A 16179-nucleotide genomic window follows, 5' to 3' on the forward strand; every position below is an offset into this window, starting at 1 on the left:
ACAGTTGTAAATGACCATCCGGGGACCTCGTGGCAGTCGGGAGGAAAACCCGGTAAGCTGGGAGGTATGGAAACAATCAGCACGGAAGTGGTGGAGGATAAAAAAGTCGGCGCGATTCGCGAGGCCGGCGCATAGTGGACGCGAGGAGGCGGGAGGAGCTGCTCGCGCGCTTTGATGCAAGCGGCATGACACAAAAGGCCTTTGCGAAACGAGAGGGCGTAAACATCCACACGTTTGTCGCGTGGCTGGCACAATACCGGCGCGAGAATGACGGCGGCATGTCGCAATCGCGCAGGGCCCGGACGCAGGCGCGTTTCGTCGAGTTGAGCGCGCCCGCCTCATGCGTGATGGGCGCGACAACACTGGAGGTCGTGTTGCGCGACGGGCGCATCGTGCGCGGCGCCGACGCCGCTTCACTCGCCGGGCTGGCGCGGCTCTTGGAAAGCTAAGGGCGCATGCTGGCGTTTCCCGCAGGCTTCAAAATCTACCTGGCGCTCGCGCCGGTGGACATGAGAAAACAGTTTAACGGGCTGTGGCTGGCGGCAGAGCAGACGCTGCGCATCGACCCGGGGGGCGGCGCGGTGTTTGTCTTTGCCAACAAAAGGCGAGACCGGATCAAATTATTATATTGGGACGGCACCGAAGTGTGGGTGCTGGCCAAGCGCCTTGAAAAAGGGCGCTTCAACTGGCCGCGCGGCTCGGACGCGTCCCGGCTCGCGCTCACGCCCGAGGCGCTCACGATGCTCCTGTCCGGGATCGACCTGAGGGACGGCGTGCGCAGGGCGTGGTATGAGGCTAAAAACGCCGGCGAATCATAATATATAATAATCACGGAAAACGATTATTATATATAATGTCCGCCCGTGAAAAAATCATTGTCCTTTTTGTGTCGATAATATGAACACAAGCCATGCCGCCCGCCGAGCAATTATACGCCGAAAACATCGAGCTGAAACTCGAGCTGGCGAGGCTGCGCGCGCAAATCGAATATTACAGGCGCAAGCTCTTCGGCGGCGGGCAAAGCGAGAGGCTTGATCGCGCGCAAATGCTCCTTGAGCTCGGCGAGCTGGAAAACGCGGTGCAAAAGGCGGCCGAGCTCGAAACGATCACCTACAGCCGCGAAAAAAACCTCCGCGCAAAACAAACGCGAACGGTATCGCGAAGCCTTCGAAAAACTGCCCGTCACCGAGACGCTCGTCATCGAGCCCGACGAAGTGAAAGCCGAGCCCGCCGCCTATGAAAAAATCTCCGAGGAACACACCGTCGAACTGGACATCACCCCGCCCAAACTCGTCAAACGCCTTTACATACGCCCGAAGTATCGGCGCCGTGGCAACCGCGCGCACCCGCCGGTGGTTGCGCCCGCCCCGGCCCGGCCGGTTCCCGGCGGCTACGCCTCCGCGGGACTCATCGCTTATATAATCATCGCCAAATACGTTGATCATCTTCCGCTGCGCAGGCTTGAGCGCATGTCGGCGCACTGGGGCATGCAAATCCTGGCGCAAAACATGGTCGAATGGATGCGCATCGCCGCCGAGTGGTTCTCGCCAATATACAATAAAATGCGCGAGGGCCTGCTGGGTTGCAGATATATACAAATGGACGAAACGCCCGTGCGCTGCAACGACCCCGGCGCAAAAAACAACGGCACGGTGCAAACCTACCTCTGGGTGATGGGAACACCCGGCGGCGACGTCGTCTACACGCACAAACCCAGCCGCGCGCACGAGCACGCCGGGGCGCTTTTGGGCGAAAACTACAAGGGCATCCTGCAATCGGACGCATACCCGTGTTATCAAAAATACGCCCGCGAGTCACGACGAGGTGACGGCCTTTGGCTGTTTTGCGCACGCGCGGGGAAAGTTTTTCGAGGCGCAGGCTGAGCGCTCGAAACTCGCGCGCGTGGCGCTCAAACTCATCGCGCGACTCTATCGTTATGAAAACGAATGGGACGAGCAAGGCGTGCCCCGCGACCATGCGCGCGCATGGCTTCGCACGCGCCACTACACGCGCACGCTTCGCTGGCTCAAAACCCTTGCGCTGGCCCACCGTGACAAAGTGCTGCCCCAGTCGCAATGCGGCAAGGCCATCAACCTCCCTGCTCAACCAATGGGACACGCTCGCTGCGGTTACACGCGGCTCGACACCAACCTGATCGAGAACTCGATACGACCCAGCGCCGTGGGAAAGAAGAACTGGCTGTTCATCGGCCACCCCGAGGTCGGCCAGCGCACGGCGATCCTTTACTCGATCGTCATCTCCTGCCGGCGCCATGGCAAGGATCCGCTCGCTTATCTTCGCGACGTGCTCTCGCGCCTGCCGGCTATGACCAACCAGGACGACCTCGCGCCACTGCTGCCGTCCAACTGGACCGCGCTCTTTGCGAAGTGATAAGCAGGCATCCATAGAAATGGTCACCATTAATAGATACAAATGGTAACCATTGTTATTGATCACATCTATCCGTCAACATCCCGCCCGTAGGCTCTCGGCCGGTCACTTACGAACAGTTGCGCGGCGGTGAGGTGGGGGAGGATGTGCTTCCAGCTTTGGCATCCGCAGCGGGCGCCGTGGAGGATCTGTCTCAGGGAGCTGCGACCGAGGCGCGCGGCGGGCAAGGTCGGGGATGCTGCTCCCAGCAGCGCTGAGGGTGCGAAGGAAATCCGTGAGGCGTGGGTCGCGGGTGATGAAGGAGGAGCGGCGCATGGGATTTCGTGATTGAGGAGGTTTCGCTTTCGCTCGGATCAGATTTCAGAGGGGCAAATGGCGGCGATGTCGGAGCGCTGGGAAAGCGCGGCAAGGCAGAGTGCGCGGGCAAGACGACGGAGAATCGCATTGCCGATCTGGTTAGGGTCTCTTTCTTTGATATTGCAAGGTAACGGTATCATGCGCTCAACTAATCCATGAGAAAAATGACGGAGACAGAGCGACAAAAGCTGAAAGAAGAGATTTCGATTAAGGTTCAGCACAGCGAAGCAGAGGTCGAAAACGCGTGTGCGTTCGGCCACCCTGAAGAAGATTCCATAAGAATGGTTGATTTCGTGATTATCTCTGAAACCGACGACGAGGTTATTGGATATGCCATCGTAATATTTAAAGAACGCGTTGAGGAAGGGTGCGATAACAACGAGAAACTCACACCTCGCACGACATGCGTTGATTTTTCTAAAAATCGAAAAAACGGTAGTGTTAAACTCAGAGTCGATTCGCAACGTAGAGAGCTTGACCGTGGCAATCCCGAGTTTTGAAAAACGTATTTCGACGAGGTCCGTGGACATTCTGTCGACTCCGCAAAAGAGACCGGCGAGGTGAATATCGCGGATCATCGGGAGACCTTTCCGTCTTGATGAAAATCTGGCGCTTCGATTGATTGCGGTCAATGAGCCATAACGACATCATCGCCTTTGTTACCCTTATCGTCGCCATTGCCGGTGCTGTTTTCGGCTTTCTTGCCTATCGTCGTGGACGAACCCGCATTGGCATCGAAACGAAAATCTCCACCAAGTATGGTAGTGGCAATTATTCTGAATCTATCGAGGTCACAGTCACAAACCTCAATGATCACCCTATAACTATTACAGAGTTTTTTATAGGACCTCGCGACAAAAAGATAACTGCTGATAACAATCTTGCACTCGGCAGTCTGGGGAATCCACCCTTCCGGATTGAACCACGAGACTTTGTTGTCTCCTCGATTGGAGTCTGTGAAGCTAGGCCTCTTTTCAAGGCCAACCGTGTAATAATCAAGACAGCTTGCGGTCGGATTTTTATTAAAAAAGGCTGCGCCGTGCGAGAGTATATTAAACTCGTTAAGCAATGCACTGAAGAAGCCGAAAAAAAAAGAGCTGCGTATTTCGAGGCAGCGCAAAAACGTGCCGACGCTGAGTTTGCCGCATCCCAGCGTTATAGTATTGATAATCGTGCTCCATTTAGGTGACGCGGACGTCTGTAGTGACGGCTTGCCACCGAATCGCGCCCATCCCGCTACCTTCACCGCGAAAGTCTCGCTGGTCTGGGTGCCGGAGAGCTGGTCCAGGTTATCGTTCATGTGTTCCAGCTCCTTTCCTTGTTGCAATCCCACGCCAGAAAAGCGCGGAACGAGCTGAAGCAATCGGCAACTTCGAGGTAGCGCTTGTATCGTTGCTGTGAGCGCGTGAGCTCTGGCGGCTTCGGACTCTGCAATGCAACAGCATCGATTCCAGCCTGCGTTACCGCAAACCAGTGCATCCCTCCGGCCAGTTTTCGCGGGCCGTGGTCAATCATGAGGCCGGCGTCAACCAGCGCAACCAGATCAGCAACCCCATCACATTCAGGGCCGATTATATAACGGTTCCTATATTGCTTACCGCGCCCGTATTGATCGACTCCATGCGAGTGTTGCAGTATGTGGATTTGCTCCGGTGTTAGTTTCATTTTAACAATAGGACGGATAGGACCAGTAAGACTGAACGGGGCAGTTAACGGGTTGGTGAATGTTGCACGCAGCGCCTGTGTTTGTATCGGTCGAGGCTCATCGCGAATCGCAGCGACATGGCGGCACATTGTATGGCTTCTTTTCGCATAGCCTCGGGGCTGCTTTTGTGCGGCTCATAGGTGAGTTGAAGGGCTTCTTTTGTGAGCTCACCAAACTCTTCTCCAATGACGGCGAGGGCGTGGAGTGGATCATCTGGCCATGTGGGGAACTTTTGCGTGGCGCGCGTCACTTCGGCCATAATTTCGTCCACAACATTGATTTCGTTTTTGCTGTTTTTATTTTTAGTTTTCATGGGAAAAAGGGGCAGGTTTTTTTAATTTCGATGGCCTGACGGTCCGCGGCGTGGCGCGCGGCTTTGCGCTCGGTATAGGCGCGTGATCGCGGCGGCGCCGGTTATGGCGACGCCGGCGCGCAGGGTGCTGGATGCGGACGATGGCGGCTTCATGTGGCGGATGGGACTATGGGCGCCGATGGCGTGAGCGCGGGGGATGACGCGTCCGCGGTGACAGGCGTAGGTTGCGTGGCGATGGGGTGCGACCCCCCGTTCATTTCGCAGTGAGCGACGAGAGCGTCATCTGTGATGTAAAGCAATTCGAGCCCGAGGCGTTTCGTCGTCATGACGCACACTCCTTTCCATGCGAATCGCGAGCCCCGCTGGCCTCGTCATCCGCCCGGCGCAAGGCGGTCATCGCCTCGCGTGCGGCTTTCATCCTCGCCGCCTTTTTGGCCGCCTCATGTTCCTTCCACCGTCTCATTCCAGCGGTGTCATATTTGCAAATTCGCACGCGACCTATATTTGGAAGGTCCGCCCGATGCCATAATTCTGCGCGTGTGCCCCAGCCGCGCCCAAGGTGGGCGGCGCCGGATGCGGCCGTGGTATCTGAAAAATTCGCGGTTTTCTGTTTGGCCGGATCTCTGACCTAAAAATTGTTGAGTTGAAAGGTATGAAATGCCACTCTGGATGCAAGTCCGCACCACGCATGATCCGTTTCACACTATCCGCAATCGCCCTTGTTCTGCTCATTCTTACAGGCTGCGACTCCGCGAGCAACAAGCGGATTGCAGCCATCAAAGCCGACACCGTCCAAATCCATCAAAGCATCCCCGATCAAGCGGCGCTGATAACAAACTGGGACGAGCGCCAAGCTGCGATCCGCAGAATCGAGGCGATGGAAGCCGAGGTTGCCGCCGCGATAAGCAAAGCCGTTGGAGAGGAGCAAACGGCGTTAAAAGAAAAGCAGCAAGCCATCTGGAAATTGCGAGGTGCCATCGGCGGTCTGAGCCAATCTGAGATGGCCGAAAACAAGAAACGCAAAGCAGCCAATGAAGAAGCTAAACGCATTCAAAGTCGCCAGTCGGCCAGCGCCCAATAATTGACTCTGTATTGAGATATTGAATACAGCTAAAAGCAATTTTGTATGGATTAAGTGTGAATTTTAACAATCCCCCTATGAAAGCGCATCCCCGTGAGGGCGCCAATTTTTACCCCCGTCAAGGGATGCGGGGAGCTTGGGAGTAACTCAATGCCCCGTTGCTGCATGAAATTCGCCAACCGGCTTTTTCGTTTTCACGGAAACGGCTGGCATTGCTTTGAAGCACAATATGTTGTGATTTTTTGCGTTTCTAACATTGCCTTTTGCTAAATGGCGCAACACGTTGCGTTATTTAATGCCGCAATGAGTAGCTTCGATCCAAACAACCCATCCGATTCCGACGACGACGATGTTGGCGGCGTGGCTTGGAATGAGTTCGACTGGGAGCATTACTTGCGCGAACAGGACGACACGATTCATCGCTATATCGGCTTTTACGAGTTGCTGCTTCGCGATGAGAACCGGCTCGAAAAAGCAGCCGCGCACATGGGCTGGCGGCTCAGCTCAAACGAGGCGGATGATGACGATGACGACGACGAGGACGATGACCAGGGGCCCTACACTGTTCACAAAAATTACATTTACGTGGCGCTCAGGGCCATCCACCTGAAACTCACGCGTGAATGGGAGCGCATTGCCATGAATCCGGCGTCCGTGCCGCAACCGCTGGCCGTCGCGTTTTCAGGCGCGCTGCACCGTGGCGAATCGCACGCCGTGCTCGCCGTGCACGCGCTGGACTTCGGGGATTTCGCCATGGCGGTCAGCTTGTTCAAGCGTATGTTCGGCGAAATAAACAGGGCCATTGCCATCCTCGACGAAAAGGCGGCGAGGCATTCGACCGTGCTGGCCAAATATCGCACCGAGGCGTTGTGCATGCTTTTTGATCTGCGCGAGATTTCGCTTCGCATGATGGAGGACTGCCGCGGGGCCATAGAGTTGCCCGCCGAGGACGATTTTGATTGAGCCTGTCCGGCTGCCTCGCACCACGCCGCATTTTTCTGCGCACTGAATTGCAAAAAACAATTTTCCCTTCAAAAAAATACCAACCATGAGCACGACACCAACCAACCTTCTCGACAACTCAATCGCCGCAACCGCGCGTTGCATCGAATCGCTCAAGGAAATCCGCGCCGAAATCGACCGCGCTGCGGAACTGATCCTCAAGACCGTGCGTTCGGGCAACAAACTGCTCATTTGCGGCAACGGCGGCAGCGCGGCGGAGGCGCAGCATTTCTCAACGGAACTCGTCGGTCGTTATTTCAAGAACAGGCGCTCGCTCCCGTCCGTCGCGTTGAGCTCGGACGGTTCGCTGATCACGTGCATCGGCAACGATTACGGTTTTGACGCCGCGTTCTCGCGCCAAATCGAGGGGCTCGCGAAACCGGGCGATGTTGTGATTGGGATCACCTCGAGCGGCAACTCCGCCAACATCCTCGCCGCCCTCGAAACGGCCAAAAAGCTCGGCCTCGAAAGCATCAGCTTCCTCGGCAGGGGCGGCGGCAAGGCCAGGGGAATGGCGACGGTCGACCTGATCATCCCCGGCGACTCGGGACGCTGCGCGCAGGAAGCGCACCTGTTTCTCGTCCATCATTTCTGCGACCTGATCGACGCGGCGGTCGAGTAACGCAGTCCAAAATTCTTCCGAGGGCGCGCGCCCTTCGATCCGCATTTCTGTTTATTCCGCATGGCATACGATTGGCTTAAAGGAGTCGCTGATGAATATGACGTCATTGTTATCGGCAGCGGTTTGGGTGGCTTGACCGGGGCAAACGTCCTCGCGAAGGCCGGGCATCGCGTGCTCCTGCTCGAGCACCATTACCAATTCGGCGGGCTCGCCACCTGGTTCACGCGCAAGGGCGGGCACATCTTCGACATCTCGCTCCACGGCTTCCCGTCCGGCATGATCAAATCCTGCCGCCGCTACTGGACCAGGGAAATCGCCGACTCCATCGAGCAGCTCAAGGACGTGCGTTTCGTGAATCCGCAAATGGACGTGTGGACGACGTTCACCCGCGAGGACTACACGCGCGTGCTCGTCGAGCAGTTCAAGCTCCCGCGCGCCCAGATCGAGGCGTTCTACGACCACCTGCGCGCGATGAATTACTACGACAACAACACCGAGACGACCGGCCAGATGTTCGAGCGCTTCTTCCCCGGCCGCCCCGATGTGCACCGCCTTCTCATGGAGCCGATCTCCTACGCCAACGGCTCCAACTTCGACGACCCCGCGATCACTTACGGCATCGTCTTTTCGAACTTCATGGGCGCGGGCGTGTTCACCTTCCGCGGCGGCTCCGACGTGCTCATCGAAAAAATGTGCGCCGAGCTCCGCAAAAACGGAGTCGAGCTGCGCAAAAAAGTTCTCGTCGAAAAAATCCTCGTCGAGGAAAAAACCGGCGCGGACGGCGTGAAACGCAAAACCGCCTGCGGCATCGTCGCCTCCAGCGGACGCGTCATCCGCGCCAAGGCGGTCCTCTCCAACGCCAACATCCACAACACCATCTTCAAGCTCGCGGGCGCGGAAAACTTCCCCGCCGATTTTGTCGGGCAGGCCCGCGCCGTGCGCATCAACACGAGCTCGTGCCAGGTGTATCTCGGCATTCGCAAGGGCGAAACGATTCCGCGCATCGGCGACCTTATCTTCACGTCCGACTCACCCGAATACGACAGCGCCGCGCTCACCGACCTGCGCACGACCAGCCGCACCTTTTCCGTCTATTACCCTGAAACGCGCCCCCTCGCGCCCGAGCCGCGCTACACCGTCGTCGCTTCGCTCAACGGCCGCTACCCCGACTGGGAGAAAATGGACGACGCCACTTACGAGGAAAATAAAACGCGCCTCATCGACGAGGCCGTCACCGCGCTCGAACGCTTCATCCCCGGCGTGCGCGAAAAGATCGACTGGACCGAGGCTGCCACGCCGCGCACGGTCGAGCGTTACACGCGGCATTACCAAGGCGCGTCGTTCGGCACGAAATTCGAGGGGCTGCCCGTGTCGATGCATCTCAGCGAAAAACTCCCCGGCCTTTTTCACGCCGGCAGCGTTGGCATCATCATGTCCGGCTGGCTCGGCACGATCAACTACGGCGTGATCACCGCCAACAAAATCGACAGCTACCTGCACGGGTTGAAAAAATAGGCGCGCCAAACAATCCGCGATTGCCGGTTCGATGATTGCGCATCCGCGCATTGATCAAAGCCGGGGCGGGGGATGGCGGGCGCATTCGGAAAACAAAAAAATATTTTTTCATAATTTTGACAACAGCGTGATTGCGCGGGGGTTGCGCGGCGCGGCACGATGCCGTTTTGATGCGCCGACGAAAACCGCCGCTTGACACGAAAACCGGAAATTGCAACGTGCGTTTCAAACAACTGTTTCAAATGACTGATAGAAATAAATCCCAGACCGCCGAGACAGAGCGCGACACCAAGTCGCGCATCCTCGACGTCGCCGAGCGCATGATCGCGGGGCGGGGGTTCAGCAGGTTTCCATACGCGAGATCACCCAGGAGGCGGGGGTCAATCTCGCCGCGATCAATTACCACTTCGGCTCCAAGGAGCGGCTCATCGCCGAGGTGCTCGCGCACCGGATCACCGCTCTCAACGAGGAGCGCATGGCGCTGCTCAAGGTCCTCGAGGACTCCTCGGGCGGCCGCGCGCCGACAGTCGAGGCGATTTTGGAGGCGGCGATCAGGCCGTTGCTGCACACGGACCAGGACGAGCGCAACAAATACGCGCACACCGCCAAGATGATCAGCCGCTTTTTTCTCGATCCCGATGACGAGATCACGGCGTTCCTGACTCCGTTCATCCTGCCGTTCAAGGAACGCATCCTGAAAATGCTCGCCCACGCGCTGCCCGACCTGAACAAGGATGAGCTGGAGTGGCGCACCACCCAGGTGTTCGCCATTCTGCACCACCACATGCTTTTCGCCGACCTGCGCTGCCACAAGCTCGGCAAAAACCTCAGCGTGAAAAAGGAGCTGCGCCGGCTGCTGGCGTTTTGCTCGGCGGGCATGAGGGCGTCGCTGGACGGAGCGTGCGCGCATTAGGCGTCCGCATGTTTCAAACGCCGTTTATGCGCCAAGCCCGACCGTCCGGCATCCCCGTCGACCATCCATGTTTTTTTTACTGCGAAACGGAACATCTCACATCAAAAAACGAACAAACATCCATTTTTTAATCCTACAATGAAGCCTAGCAAAAACTCCCGAGACGGCCGTTCCGTTTCCCGTGTTATTCTCCCGCTCCTCGCGGTATTCGTCGCCACGGCATTCGCCGCGGGTTGCTCAAAGAAAGCCCAGCAGGGCGGACGTCAAATGGCCGCCTTGGAAGTCGGTGTTTACACAGTCAAGGCGGAGCCGGTCACGCTCACGCGCAAACTGCCCGGACGCACGTCCCCCTATCGGGTCGCCGAGGTGCGCGCCCGCGTCAACGGCATCGTGCAGAAGCGCCTCTTCAAGGAAGGCACCGAGGTCAAGGAGGGCCAGCAGCTCTACCAGATCGACGACGCGCCCTACGTGGCCACGCTCGAAAGCGCCAAGGCGACCCTCGCCCGCGCGCAGGCCAGCCTCGTTTCCTCGCAGGCGATGGCCGATCGCTACTCGGAACTGATCAAGACCAACTCGGTCAGCAAGCAGGATTACGACAACGTCGTCGCGCAAGCGAAGGCCGCCGTCGCCGACGTCAAGGCCGCCGAGGCCGCGGTGACAAACGCCGAGATCAATCTTTCCTACACGAAAGTGTATTCGCCGATCACCGGCCGCATCGGAAAATCCGAGGTCACCGAGGGCGCTTATGTGCAGGCGGCCACGGCCACGCTTCTGGCAACCGTGCAGCAGCTCGACCCGATCTATGTGGACATCACGCAGCCGGCGGGGCAGGCGCTCCAGCTCGAGGAGTATCGCGAGTCGGGTCTGCTTCAGTCGCCAAAGGAAGGTTTCAACAAGGCGGTGCTCCACATGTTCACCGGGAAAAAATACGACAAGGACGGCACGATCCAGTTCTCCGACATTTCCGTGAATCCCTCGACGTCGTCGATCCTGTTGCGCGCCGAGTTTCCCAATTCATACAAGGGCGGCGTGCCCGAGCTGCTGCCGGGTTTGTTTGTCCACGTTGAAATCGTCGAGGGCGTCGCGCCCCAGGCGATTCTCGTTCCCCAGCAGGGCGTCTCGCGCAACACCAAGGGACAGCCCATCGCCTACGTCGTCACCAAGGGCAAGGACGGCGGCGACACCGTCGAGCTGCGCGTGCTCAAGGCCGACCGCACCATCGGCGCCAAGTGGCTCATCACCGATGGCATCAAGGCCGGCGAGCAAGTCGTCGTCGAGGGTCTCCAATACATCCGCCAGCCCGGCATCCCGGTCAAGCCCGTGCCCGCCGGCCAGTCGCCCGGCGCCATGCCCATCGAATAATCACAGCGACCGCGCCGCAATACTCACACCGTTTTTCTAAACCTCCGAGGAGGATTCTCTCATGGCCAAATTTTTTATCGACCGCCCCGTGTTCGCATGGGTTATCGCTATCTTCATGATGCTGGCGGGCCTGTTGTCCATCAACACGCTTTCCGTCTCGCAATATCCCGACGTCTCGCCGCCCGCGATTTCGATCAGCGCGATGTATCCCGGCGCCTCCGCAAAAACCGTGCAGGACAGCGTCGCCCAGATCATCGAGCAACAGATGACGGGCATCGACAACATGCGCTACATGGAATCGACGAGCAACAGCGACGGCTCGCTCTCGATGACCATCACCTTCGAGGTCGGCACCGACCCCGACATCGCGCAAATGCAGGTGCAAAACAAGATGCAACTCGCCCTCCCGCTCCTGCCCGACGAAGTGCAGGACCAGGGCGTGACCGTGCAAAAAGCCACGCGCAACTTCCTCATGATGGTGTCCTTCTACTCGACGGACAACTCCATGTCGGACTCCGACATCGCCGACTATGTCGAGACACAGGTGCGCGACCCTCTCAGCCGCGTGGCCGGCGTCGGTGACGTGCAGTTCTTCGGCGCCAAGTATGCCATGCGCATCTGGGTCAACCCGCACGCCCTCACCAACTACAACATGAGCATATCCGAGGTGCTCGCCGCCATCTCGGCGCAAAACGCCCAGGTCTCCGTCGGCGAGCTCAGCGGCACGCCCTCGCCCAAGGGCCAGCGCCTCACCGCCACCATCACCGCGCAGACCTACCTCACCACCGCCGAGGAATTTGAAAACATCATGGTGCGCGTCAACCCCGACGGCTCGCAAGTGCTCCTCAAGGACGTCGCCCGCATCGAGAAGGACAAGCAGAGCTACTACTTCGAGGCGCGCTACAAGGGCCAGCCCTCCGCCGGTTGCGGCATCAAACTCGCCTCCGGCGCCAACGCGCTCGCCACCTCCGATCGCATCCACGCCGAGGTCGAAAACCTTTCCAAGTTTTTCCCGCCCAGCCTCGCCGCCATCTACCCGATGGACACCGCGCCCTTCGTGCGCATCTCGATCGAGGAGGTCGTCAAGACCCTCATCGAGGCGATCGTGCTCGTGTTCCTCGTCATGTTCCTCTTCCTGCAAAACATCCGCGCCACGATCATCCCCACGATCGCCGTGCCCGTGGTGTTGCTCGGCACGTTCGCCGTGCTCGGAGTCTTCGGGTTCACCATCAACACGCTCACCATGTTCGGCCTCGTGCTCGCCATCGGCCTGCTGGTTGACGACGCCATCGTCGTCGTCGAAAACGTCGAGCGCGTCATGTCCGAGGAAGGATTGTCGCCGAAGGAGGCGACGAAAAAATCAATGGGCCAGATCACCGGCGCGCTCGTCGGCATCGCCATGGTGCTCGCCGCGGTGTTCACCCCGATGGCGTTCTTCGGCGGATCGACCGGCGTCATTTACCGGCAGTTCTCGATCACCATCGCCTCGGCCATGATCCTCTCGGTGGTCATCGCCATCGTGCTCACGCCCGCCCTCTGCGCCACCATGCTCAAGCCCGTCAAGACCGGCGCCCATGGCGAAAAGAAGCGCGGCTTCTTCGGCTGGTTCAACAAGGTCTTCGAGCGCGGCACCAACGGTTACGAGCGCAGCGTCGCGGGCATCGTCAAGCGCCCCCTGCGCATCATGCTCATCTACGTCGGCATCACCGTCGCCATGGGCCTCATCTTCGTGCGCCTCCCGAAATCATTCCTTCCCTCGGAGGACCAGGGCTACGCCGTCATGCAGGCCATCCTGCCCCCCGGCTCCACCCAGGAGCAGACCGTCAACGTGCTCAAGGAGGTGGAACGCTACTTCCTTGAGGAGGAAAAGGACGCCGTCGAAACCATCTTCACCATTTGCGGATTCAGCTTCGGCGGCCGCGGCCAGAACGCCTCCCTCGGCTTCATCAAACTGTATGACTGGGACGAGCGCATAGATAGCAGCTTCTCCGCCAAGGTGCGCAAACTGTTCGGCATAAAGAGCGACAAAAAAGACAACAGCGTCGACGCCGTCGTCGGCCGCGCCATGGCGCACTTCAGCAAGATCAAAGTCGCGCTCACCTTCGCCTTCACGCCCCCCGCCATCGCCGAGCTCGGCGTTGCCGGCGGCTTCGAAATGCGACTCCTCGACCGCGAGGGCATGGGGCACGACGCGCTCACCGCCGCGCGCCAGCAACTCATCTATTCCGCGAACATGGATCCCGCCTACAACCAGAATCTGGCCGCGGTGCGCCTCAACGGCATGGACGACACCCCGCAATTCCACCTCAACATTGACCTCGAAAAAGTCAGCGCCCTCGGCCTCTCCATCGCCGAGGTGAACCAGACCCTCTCCATCGGCTGGGCCTCGCGCTACATCGGCGACTTTATCGACCGCGGACGCGTCAAGAAAATCTACATCCAGGGCGACGCCCCATACCGCATGATGCCCGAGGACATCGGCCTCTGGTATGCGCGCAACAACAAGGGTGAAATGGTGCCCTTCTCGGACTTCACCACCACCCACTGGGAATACGGCTCCACCGCGCTCGACCGCTTCAACGGCTTTCCCTCCGTCACCATCCAGGGCAGCGAATTCCCCGGCAAAAGCACCGGCCTCGCCATGGACACCATGGAGCAAATCGTAAGCGAAAAACTCCCCGCCGGCGTCAGCGTCGCCTGGAGCGGACTCTCCTACGAGGAAAAGCAGTCCGGCGCGCAAGCCGGCCCGCTCTACGCCATCTCGCTCATCGTCGTGTTCCTCTGTCTTGCCGCGCTCTATGAAAGCTGGACGGTGCCCATCTCCGTCATCCTCGTCGTGCCGCTCGGCCTCATCGGCGCCGTGCTCGCCGTATGGTCGCGCAACATGACCAACGACGTTTATTTCCAAGTCGGCATGATCACCACCGTCGGTCTCTCTTGTAAGAACGCGATTCTGATCGTCGAATTTGCGAAGGACGCCTTTGACGAGGGCATGGGGCTGCTCGAAGCCACCGTGCACGCCGCCAAGCTCCGCTTGCGCCCGATTCTGATGACCTCGCTCGCCTTCGGCTGCGGCGTCGTCCCGCTCGCCATCTCCACCGGCGCGGGCGCCGGCTCGCAAAACGCCATCGGCACCAGCGTGCTCGGCGGTGTTGTCACCGGCACCATCCTCGCGCTCTTCTTCGTTCCGGTGCTCTTCGTCGTCGTCACGAAACTCTTCCGCAGCAAGCCGAACAAGATCGAAAAAGCGAACTCCTGACCAAACAAACAATGAATTAACCACGGAGCACACGGCGAACGCGGAGAAACATGAACATATAAAACAATGTCCTCCTCCGTGCTCCCCAGTGAACTCCGTGGTTAAAAAATAAACCAATTTTAGAATTTTTCCAAAACGCTCAATGAAGACGAAAACTTTAACCCTTGGCGCCATCGCGCTCGTGCTCCTCGCCGGCTGCACCATGGCGCCGAAATACGAGCAGCCGTCCCTGCCCGTCGAGACCGCCTACGCCGGCGCGACCGACGAGCCCGCCGCGGTGAAGGACATCGCGTGGCAGGATTTCTTCGGCGATCCGCGCCTGCAATCAATCATCAAGCTCACGCTCGAAAACAACCGCGACCTGCGCGTCGCCGCGCTCCGCGTCGAGCAGGCTGCCGCGCAATACCGCATCGAACGCGCCGCGCTCCTGCCCACCGTCGCCGGCTCGGGCGGCTACACCCGCTCGCGCACACCCGCGGAGTTTTCCATGAGCAGGCAGCCCTCGACGGGCAACCAGTTCACCGTCGGCGTAGGCATCGCGTCCTACGAACTCGATTTCTTCGGACGCGTTCGCAGCCTCAAGGACGCCGCGCTCGAAACCTACCTCGCCACCGAGGAGGCGCGCCGCAGCTCCGAGATCACGCTCATCGCCGGCGTGGCCTCGCAATACCTCGCCGAGCGAGCGCTCGACGAGCAGCTCGTCATCGCGGAGGACACGCTCAAAACTGTCGAGGACTCTTACGACCTCATCAAAAAAATGTATGACGGCGAAGTGGTTTCGGAGCTCGACCTGAAGACCGCCGAGACGCAAGTCCACAGCACGCGCGCCAGCGTGGCCGACATCAAGCGCCAGCTCGCGCAAGCCCGCAACGCGCTCGTGCTCCTCGTCGGCGCGCCGCTTCCCGCCGACCTCCCCGCGCCGCTCCCGCTCGGACGGCAGGGCATCATCGCCGAGCTTCCCGCCGGCGTGCCCTCCGACCTGCTCACGCGCCGCCCCGACATCCTCCAGGCCGAGCACACGCTCCGCAGCGCCAACGCCAGCATCGGCGCCGCGCGCGCCGCGTTCTTCCCGTCGATCTCGCTCACCGGCAACGGTGGCTTCGGCAGCGTCGAACTCGACAACCTCTTCAAAAGCGACTCCTTCATGTGGAGCTTCGCGCCGAGCATAAACGTGCCCATCTTCACCGGCGGAAGGCTCAAGGCCAACCTCGCCGTCACCGAGGCCAACCAGAAAATCATGCTCGCGCAGTATGAGAAAACGATCCAGACGGCCTTCAAGGAAGTGTCCGACGCGCTCGTGGCGCGCACGACCTACGTCGATCAAATTAAGGCGCAGGAATTGCGCGTCGCCTCGGAGCAACGCCGCTACGACCTTTCCGACACCCGCTACAAGCAGGGCGTCGACAGCTACCTCACGGTGCTGACCGCGCAGCAAGGCCTCTTCTCCGCGCAGCAAGGCCTCGTGCAGGCCCGCCTCGCGCAACTGGCCAACTACGTCACGCTCTACAAGTCACTCGGCGGAGGCTGGGTCCAGCAACAGCAACAATAACAATTAACAATTTTTTGAGTTTTCGTTTTCGGATTCGGGGCATATAAAACGCTTGCGGAAATCCCACGGCGCGGAAGCGCCCAATCGAAAATCCAAAATCGAAAATCGAA

General features: G+C 59.2%; 17 protein-coding genes and 1 pseudogene. 14 read left to right on the forward strand and 4 right to left on the reverse strand.

The features are described 5' to 3' along the window. Positions 1 to 134 precede the first annotated feature (134 nt). From tnpA to CKA38_RS16700, 4 genes are all read left to right on the forward strand, one after another. Entirely contained in the window at positions 135 to 449 is a 315-nt protein-coding gene (gene tnpA, locus CKA38_RS12625; protein ID WP_425482470.1) for an IS66 family insertion sequence element accessory protein TnpA, read from the forward strand. Positions 450 to 455: 6 nt separating this feature from the next. Next, the gene (tnpB, locus tag CKA38_RS12630) at positions 456 to 818 is read left to right on the forward strand and encodes an IS66 family insertion sequence element accessory protein TnpB (RefSeq protein ID WP_108825797.1); all 363 of its coding nucleotides are present in this window, start codon (positions 456 to 458) and stop codon (positions 816 to 818) included. A 234-nt stretch (positions 819 to 1052) separates the two neighbouring features. Next, positions 1053 to 1883 (forward strand): IS66 family transposase, encoded by an 831-nt coding sequence (locus CKA38_RS16695; RefSeq protein WP_161554899.1) that lies wholly within the window; start codon positions 1053 to 1055, stop codon positions 1881 to 1883. After that, on the forward strand, positions 1825 to 2391 hold the full coding sequence (locus CKA38_RS16700; RefSeq protein WP_108825799.1) for an IS66 family transposase: 567 nt from the start codon (positions 1825 to 1827) through the stop codon (positions 2389 to 2391). The genes CKA38_RS16695 and CKA38_RS16700 overlap by 59 nt, the downstream gene beginning before the upstream one ends. A 353-nt stretch (positions 2392 to 2744) precedes the next feature. On the opposite strand, the gene CKA38_RS12645 is transcribed toward CKA38_RS16700, so the two are convergent. Continuing rightward, on the reverse strand, positions 2745 to 3278 hold the full coding sequence (locus CKA38_RS12645) for a hypothetical protein (protein WP_152032858.1): 534 nt from the start codon (positions 3276 to 3278) through the stop codon (positions 2745 to 2747). A gap of 101 nt (positions 3279 to 3379) precedes the next feature. Between CKA38_RS12645 and CKA38_RS15535 the strand changes: the two genes are divergently transcribed. After that, positions 3380 to 3937 (forward strand): hypothetical protein, encoded by a 558-nt coding sequence (locus tag CKA38_RS15535; protein ID WP_152032859.1) that lies wholly within the window; start codon positions 3380 to 3382, stop codon positions 3935 to 3937. 107 nt (positions 3938 to 4044) lie between these two features. Here CKA38_RS15535 and CKA38_RS12655 read toward each other — a convergent pair whose 3' ends face one another. The 3 genes from CKA38_RS12655 to CKA38_RS16555 form a co-directional block, all read right to left on the reverse strand. Next, the gene (locus CKA38_RS12655) at positions 4045 to 4413 is read right to left on the reverse strand and encodes a hypothetical protein (RefSeq protein WP_108825802.1); all 369 of its coding nucleotides are present in this window, start codon (positions 4411 to 4413) and stop codon (positions 4045 to 4047) included. A gap of 44 nt (positions 4414 to 4457) precedes the next feature. Next, positions 4458 to 4766 (reverse strand): hypothetical protein, encoded by a 309-nt coding sequence (locus tag CKA38_RS12660; RefSeq protein WP_108825803.1) that lies wholly within the window; start codon positions 4764 to 4766, stop codon positions 4458 to 4460. Positions 4767 to 4915: 149 nt separating this feature from the next. Continuing rightward, positions 4916 to 5092, reverse strand: a complete 177-nt coding sequence (locus CKA38_RS16555; protein ID WP_236919033.1) for a hypothetical protein — start codon at positions 5090 to 5092, stop codon at positions 4916 to 4918. A gap of 362 nt (positions 5093 to 5454) precedes the next feature. Here CKA38_RS16555 and CKA38_RS12665 point away from each other — a divergent pair, with 362 nt between their 5' ends. The 9 genes and pseudogenes from CKA38_RS12665 (at position 5455) to CKA38_RS12705 (ending at position 16069) form a co-directional block, all read left to right on the forward strand. Continuing rightward, positions 5455 to 5847: a hypothetical protein gene (locus tag CKA38_RS12665; protein WP_108825804.1), complete on the forward strand. Its 393-nt coding sequence runs from the start codon at positions 5455 to 5457 to the stop codon at positions 5845 to 5847. A gap of 303 nt (positions 5848 to 6150) precedes the next feature. After that, positions 6151 to 6810, forward strand: coding sequence for a hypothetical protein (locus tag CKA38_RS12670; protein ID WP_152032860.1), 660 nt, complete (start codon positions 6151 to 6153; stop codon positions 6808 to 6810). Positions 6811 to 6895: 85 nt separating this feature from the next. Continuing rightward, positions 6896 to 7471: a D-sedoheptulose-7-phosphate isomerase gene (locus CKA38_RS12675; protein ID WP_108825806.1), complete on the forward strand. Its 576-nt coding sequence runs from the start codon at positions 6896 to 6898 to the stop codon at positions 7469 to 7471. A 60-nt stretch (positions 7472 to 7531) separates the two neighbouring features. Further along, entirely contained in the window at positions 7532 to 8986 is a 1455-nt protein-coding gene (locus tag CKA38_RS12680) for a phytoene desaturase family protein (protein ID WP_108825807.1), read from the forward strand. A 259-nt stretch (positions 8987 to 9245) separates the two neighbouring features. Next, a pseudogene (locus tag CKA38_RS16990) lies at positions 9246 to 9413 on the forward strand (TetR family transcriptional regulator); the annotation flags it as partial. 9 nt (positions 9414 to 9422) lie between these two features. Continuing rightward, complete coding sequence (locus CKA38_RS12690) at positions 9423 to 9899, forward strand: hypothetical protein (protein WP_161554900.1); 477 nt, start codon at positions 9423 to 9425, stop codon at positions 9897 to 9899. Positions 9900 to 10037: 138 nt separating this feature from the next. Further along, positions 10038 to 11261 (forward strand): efflux RND transporter periplasmic adaptor subunit, encoded by a 1224-nt coding sequence (locus tag CKA38_RS12695; RefSeq protein WP_108825810.1) that lies wholly within the window; start codon positions 10038 to 10040, stop codon positions 11259 to 11261. 61 nt (positions 11262 to 11322) lie between these two features. Beyond that, positions 11323 to 14520, forward strand: a complete 3198-nt coding sequence (locus tag CKA38_RS12700; protein ID WP_108825811.1) for an efflux RND transporter permease subunit — start codon at positions 11323 to 11325, stop codon at positions 14518 to 14520. A 142-nt stretch (positions 14521 to 14662) separates the two neighbouring features. Further along, positions 14663 to 16069: an efflux transporter outer membrane subunit gene (locus tag CKA38_RS12705; RefSeq protein WP_108825812.1), complete on the forward strand. Its 1407-nt coding sequence runs from the start codon at positions 14663 to 14665 to the stop codon at positions 16067 to 16069. Positions 16070 to 16179: the final 110 nt, after the last annotated feature.

The sequence above is a fragment of the Ereboglobus luteus genome, assembly GCF_003096195.1.
Taxonomy (GTDB): domain Bacteria; phylum Verrucomicrobiota; class Verrucomicrobiia; order Opitutales; family Opitutaceae; genus Ereboglobus; species Ereboglobus luteus.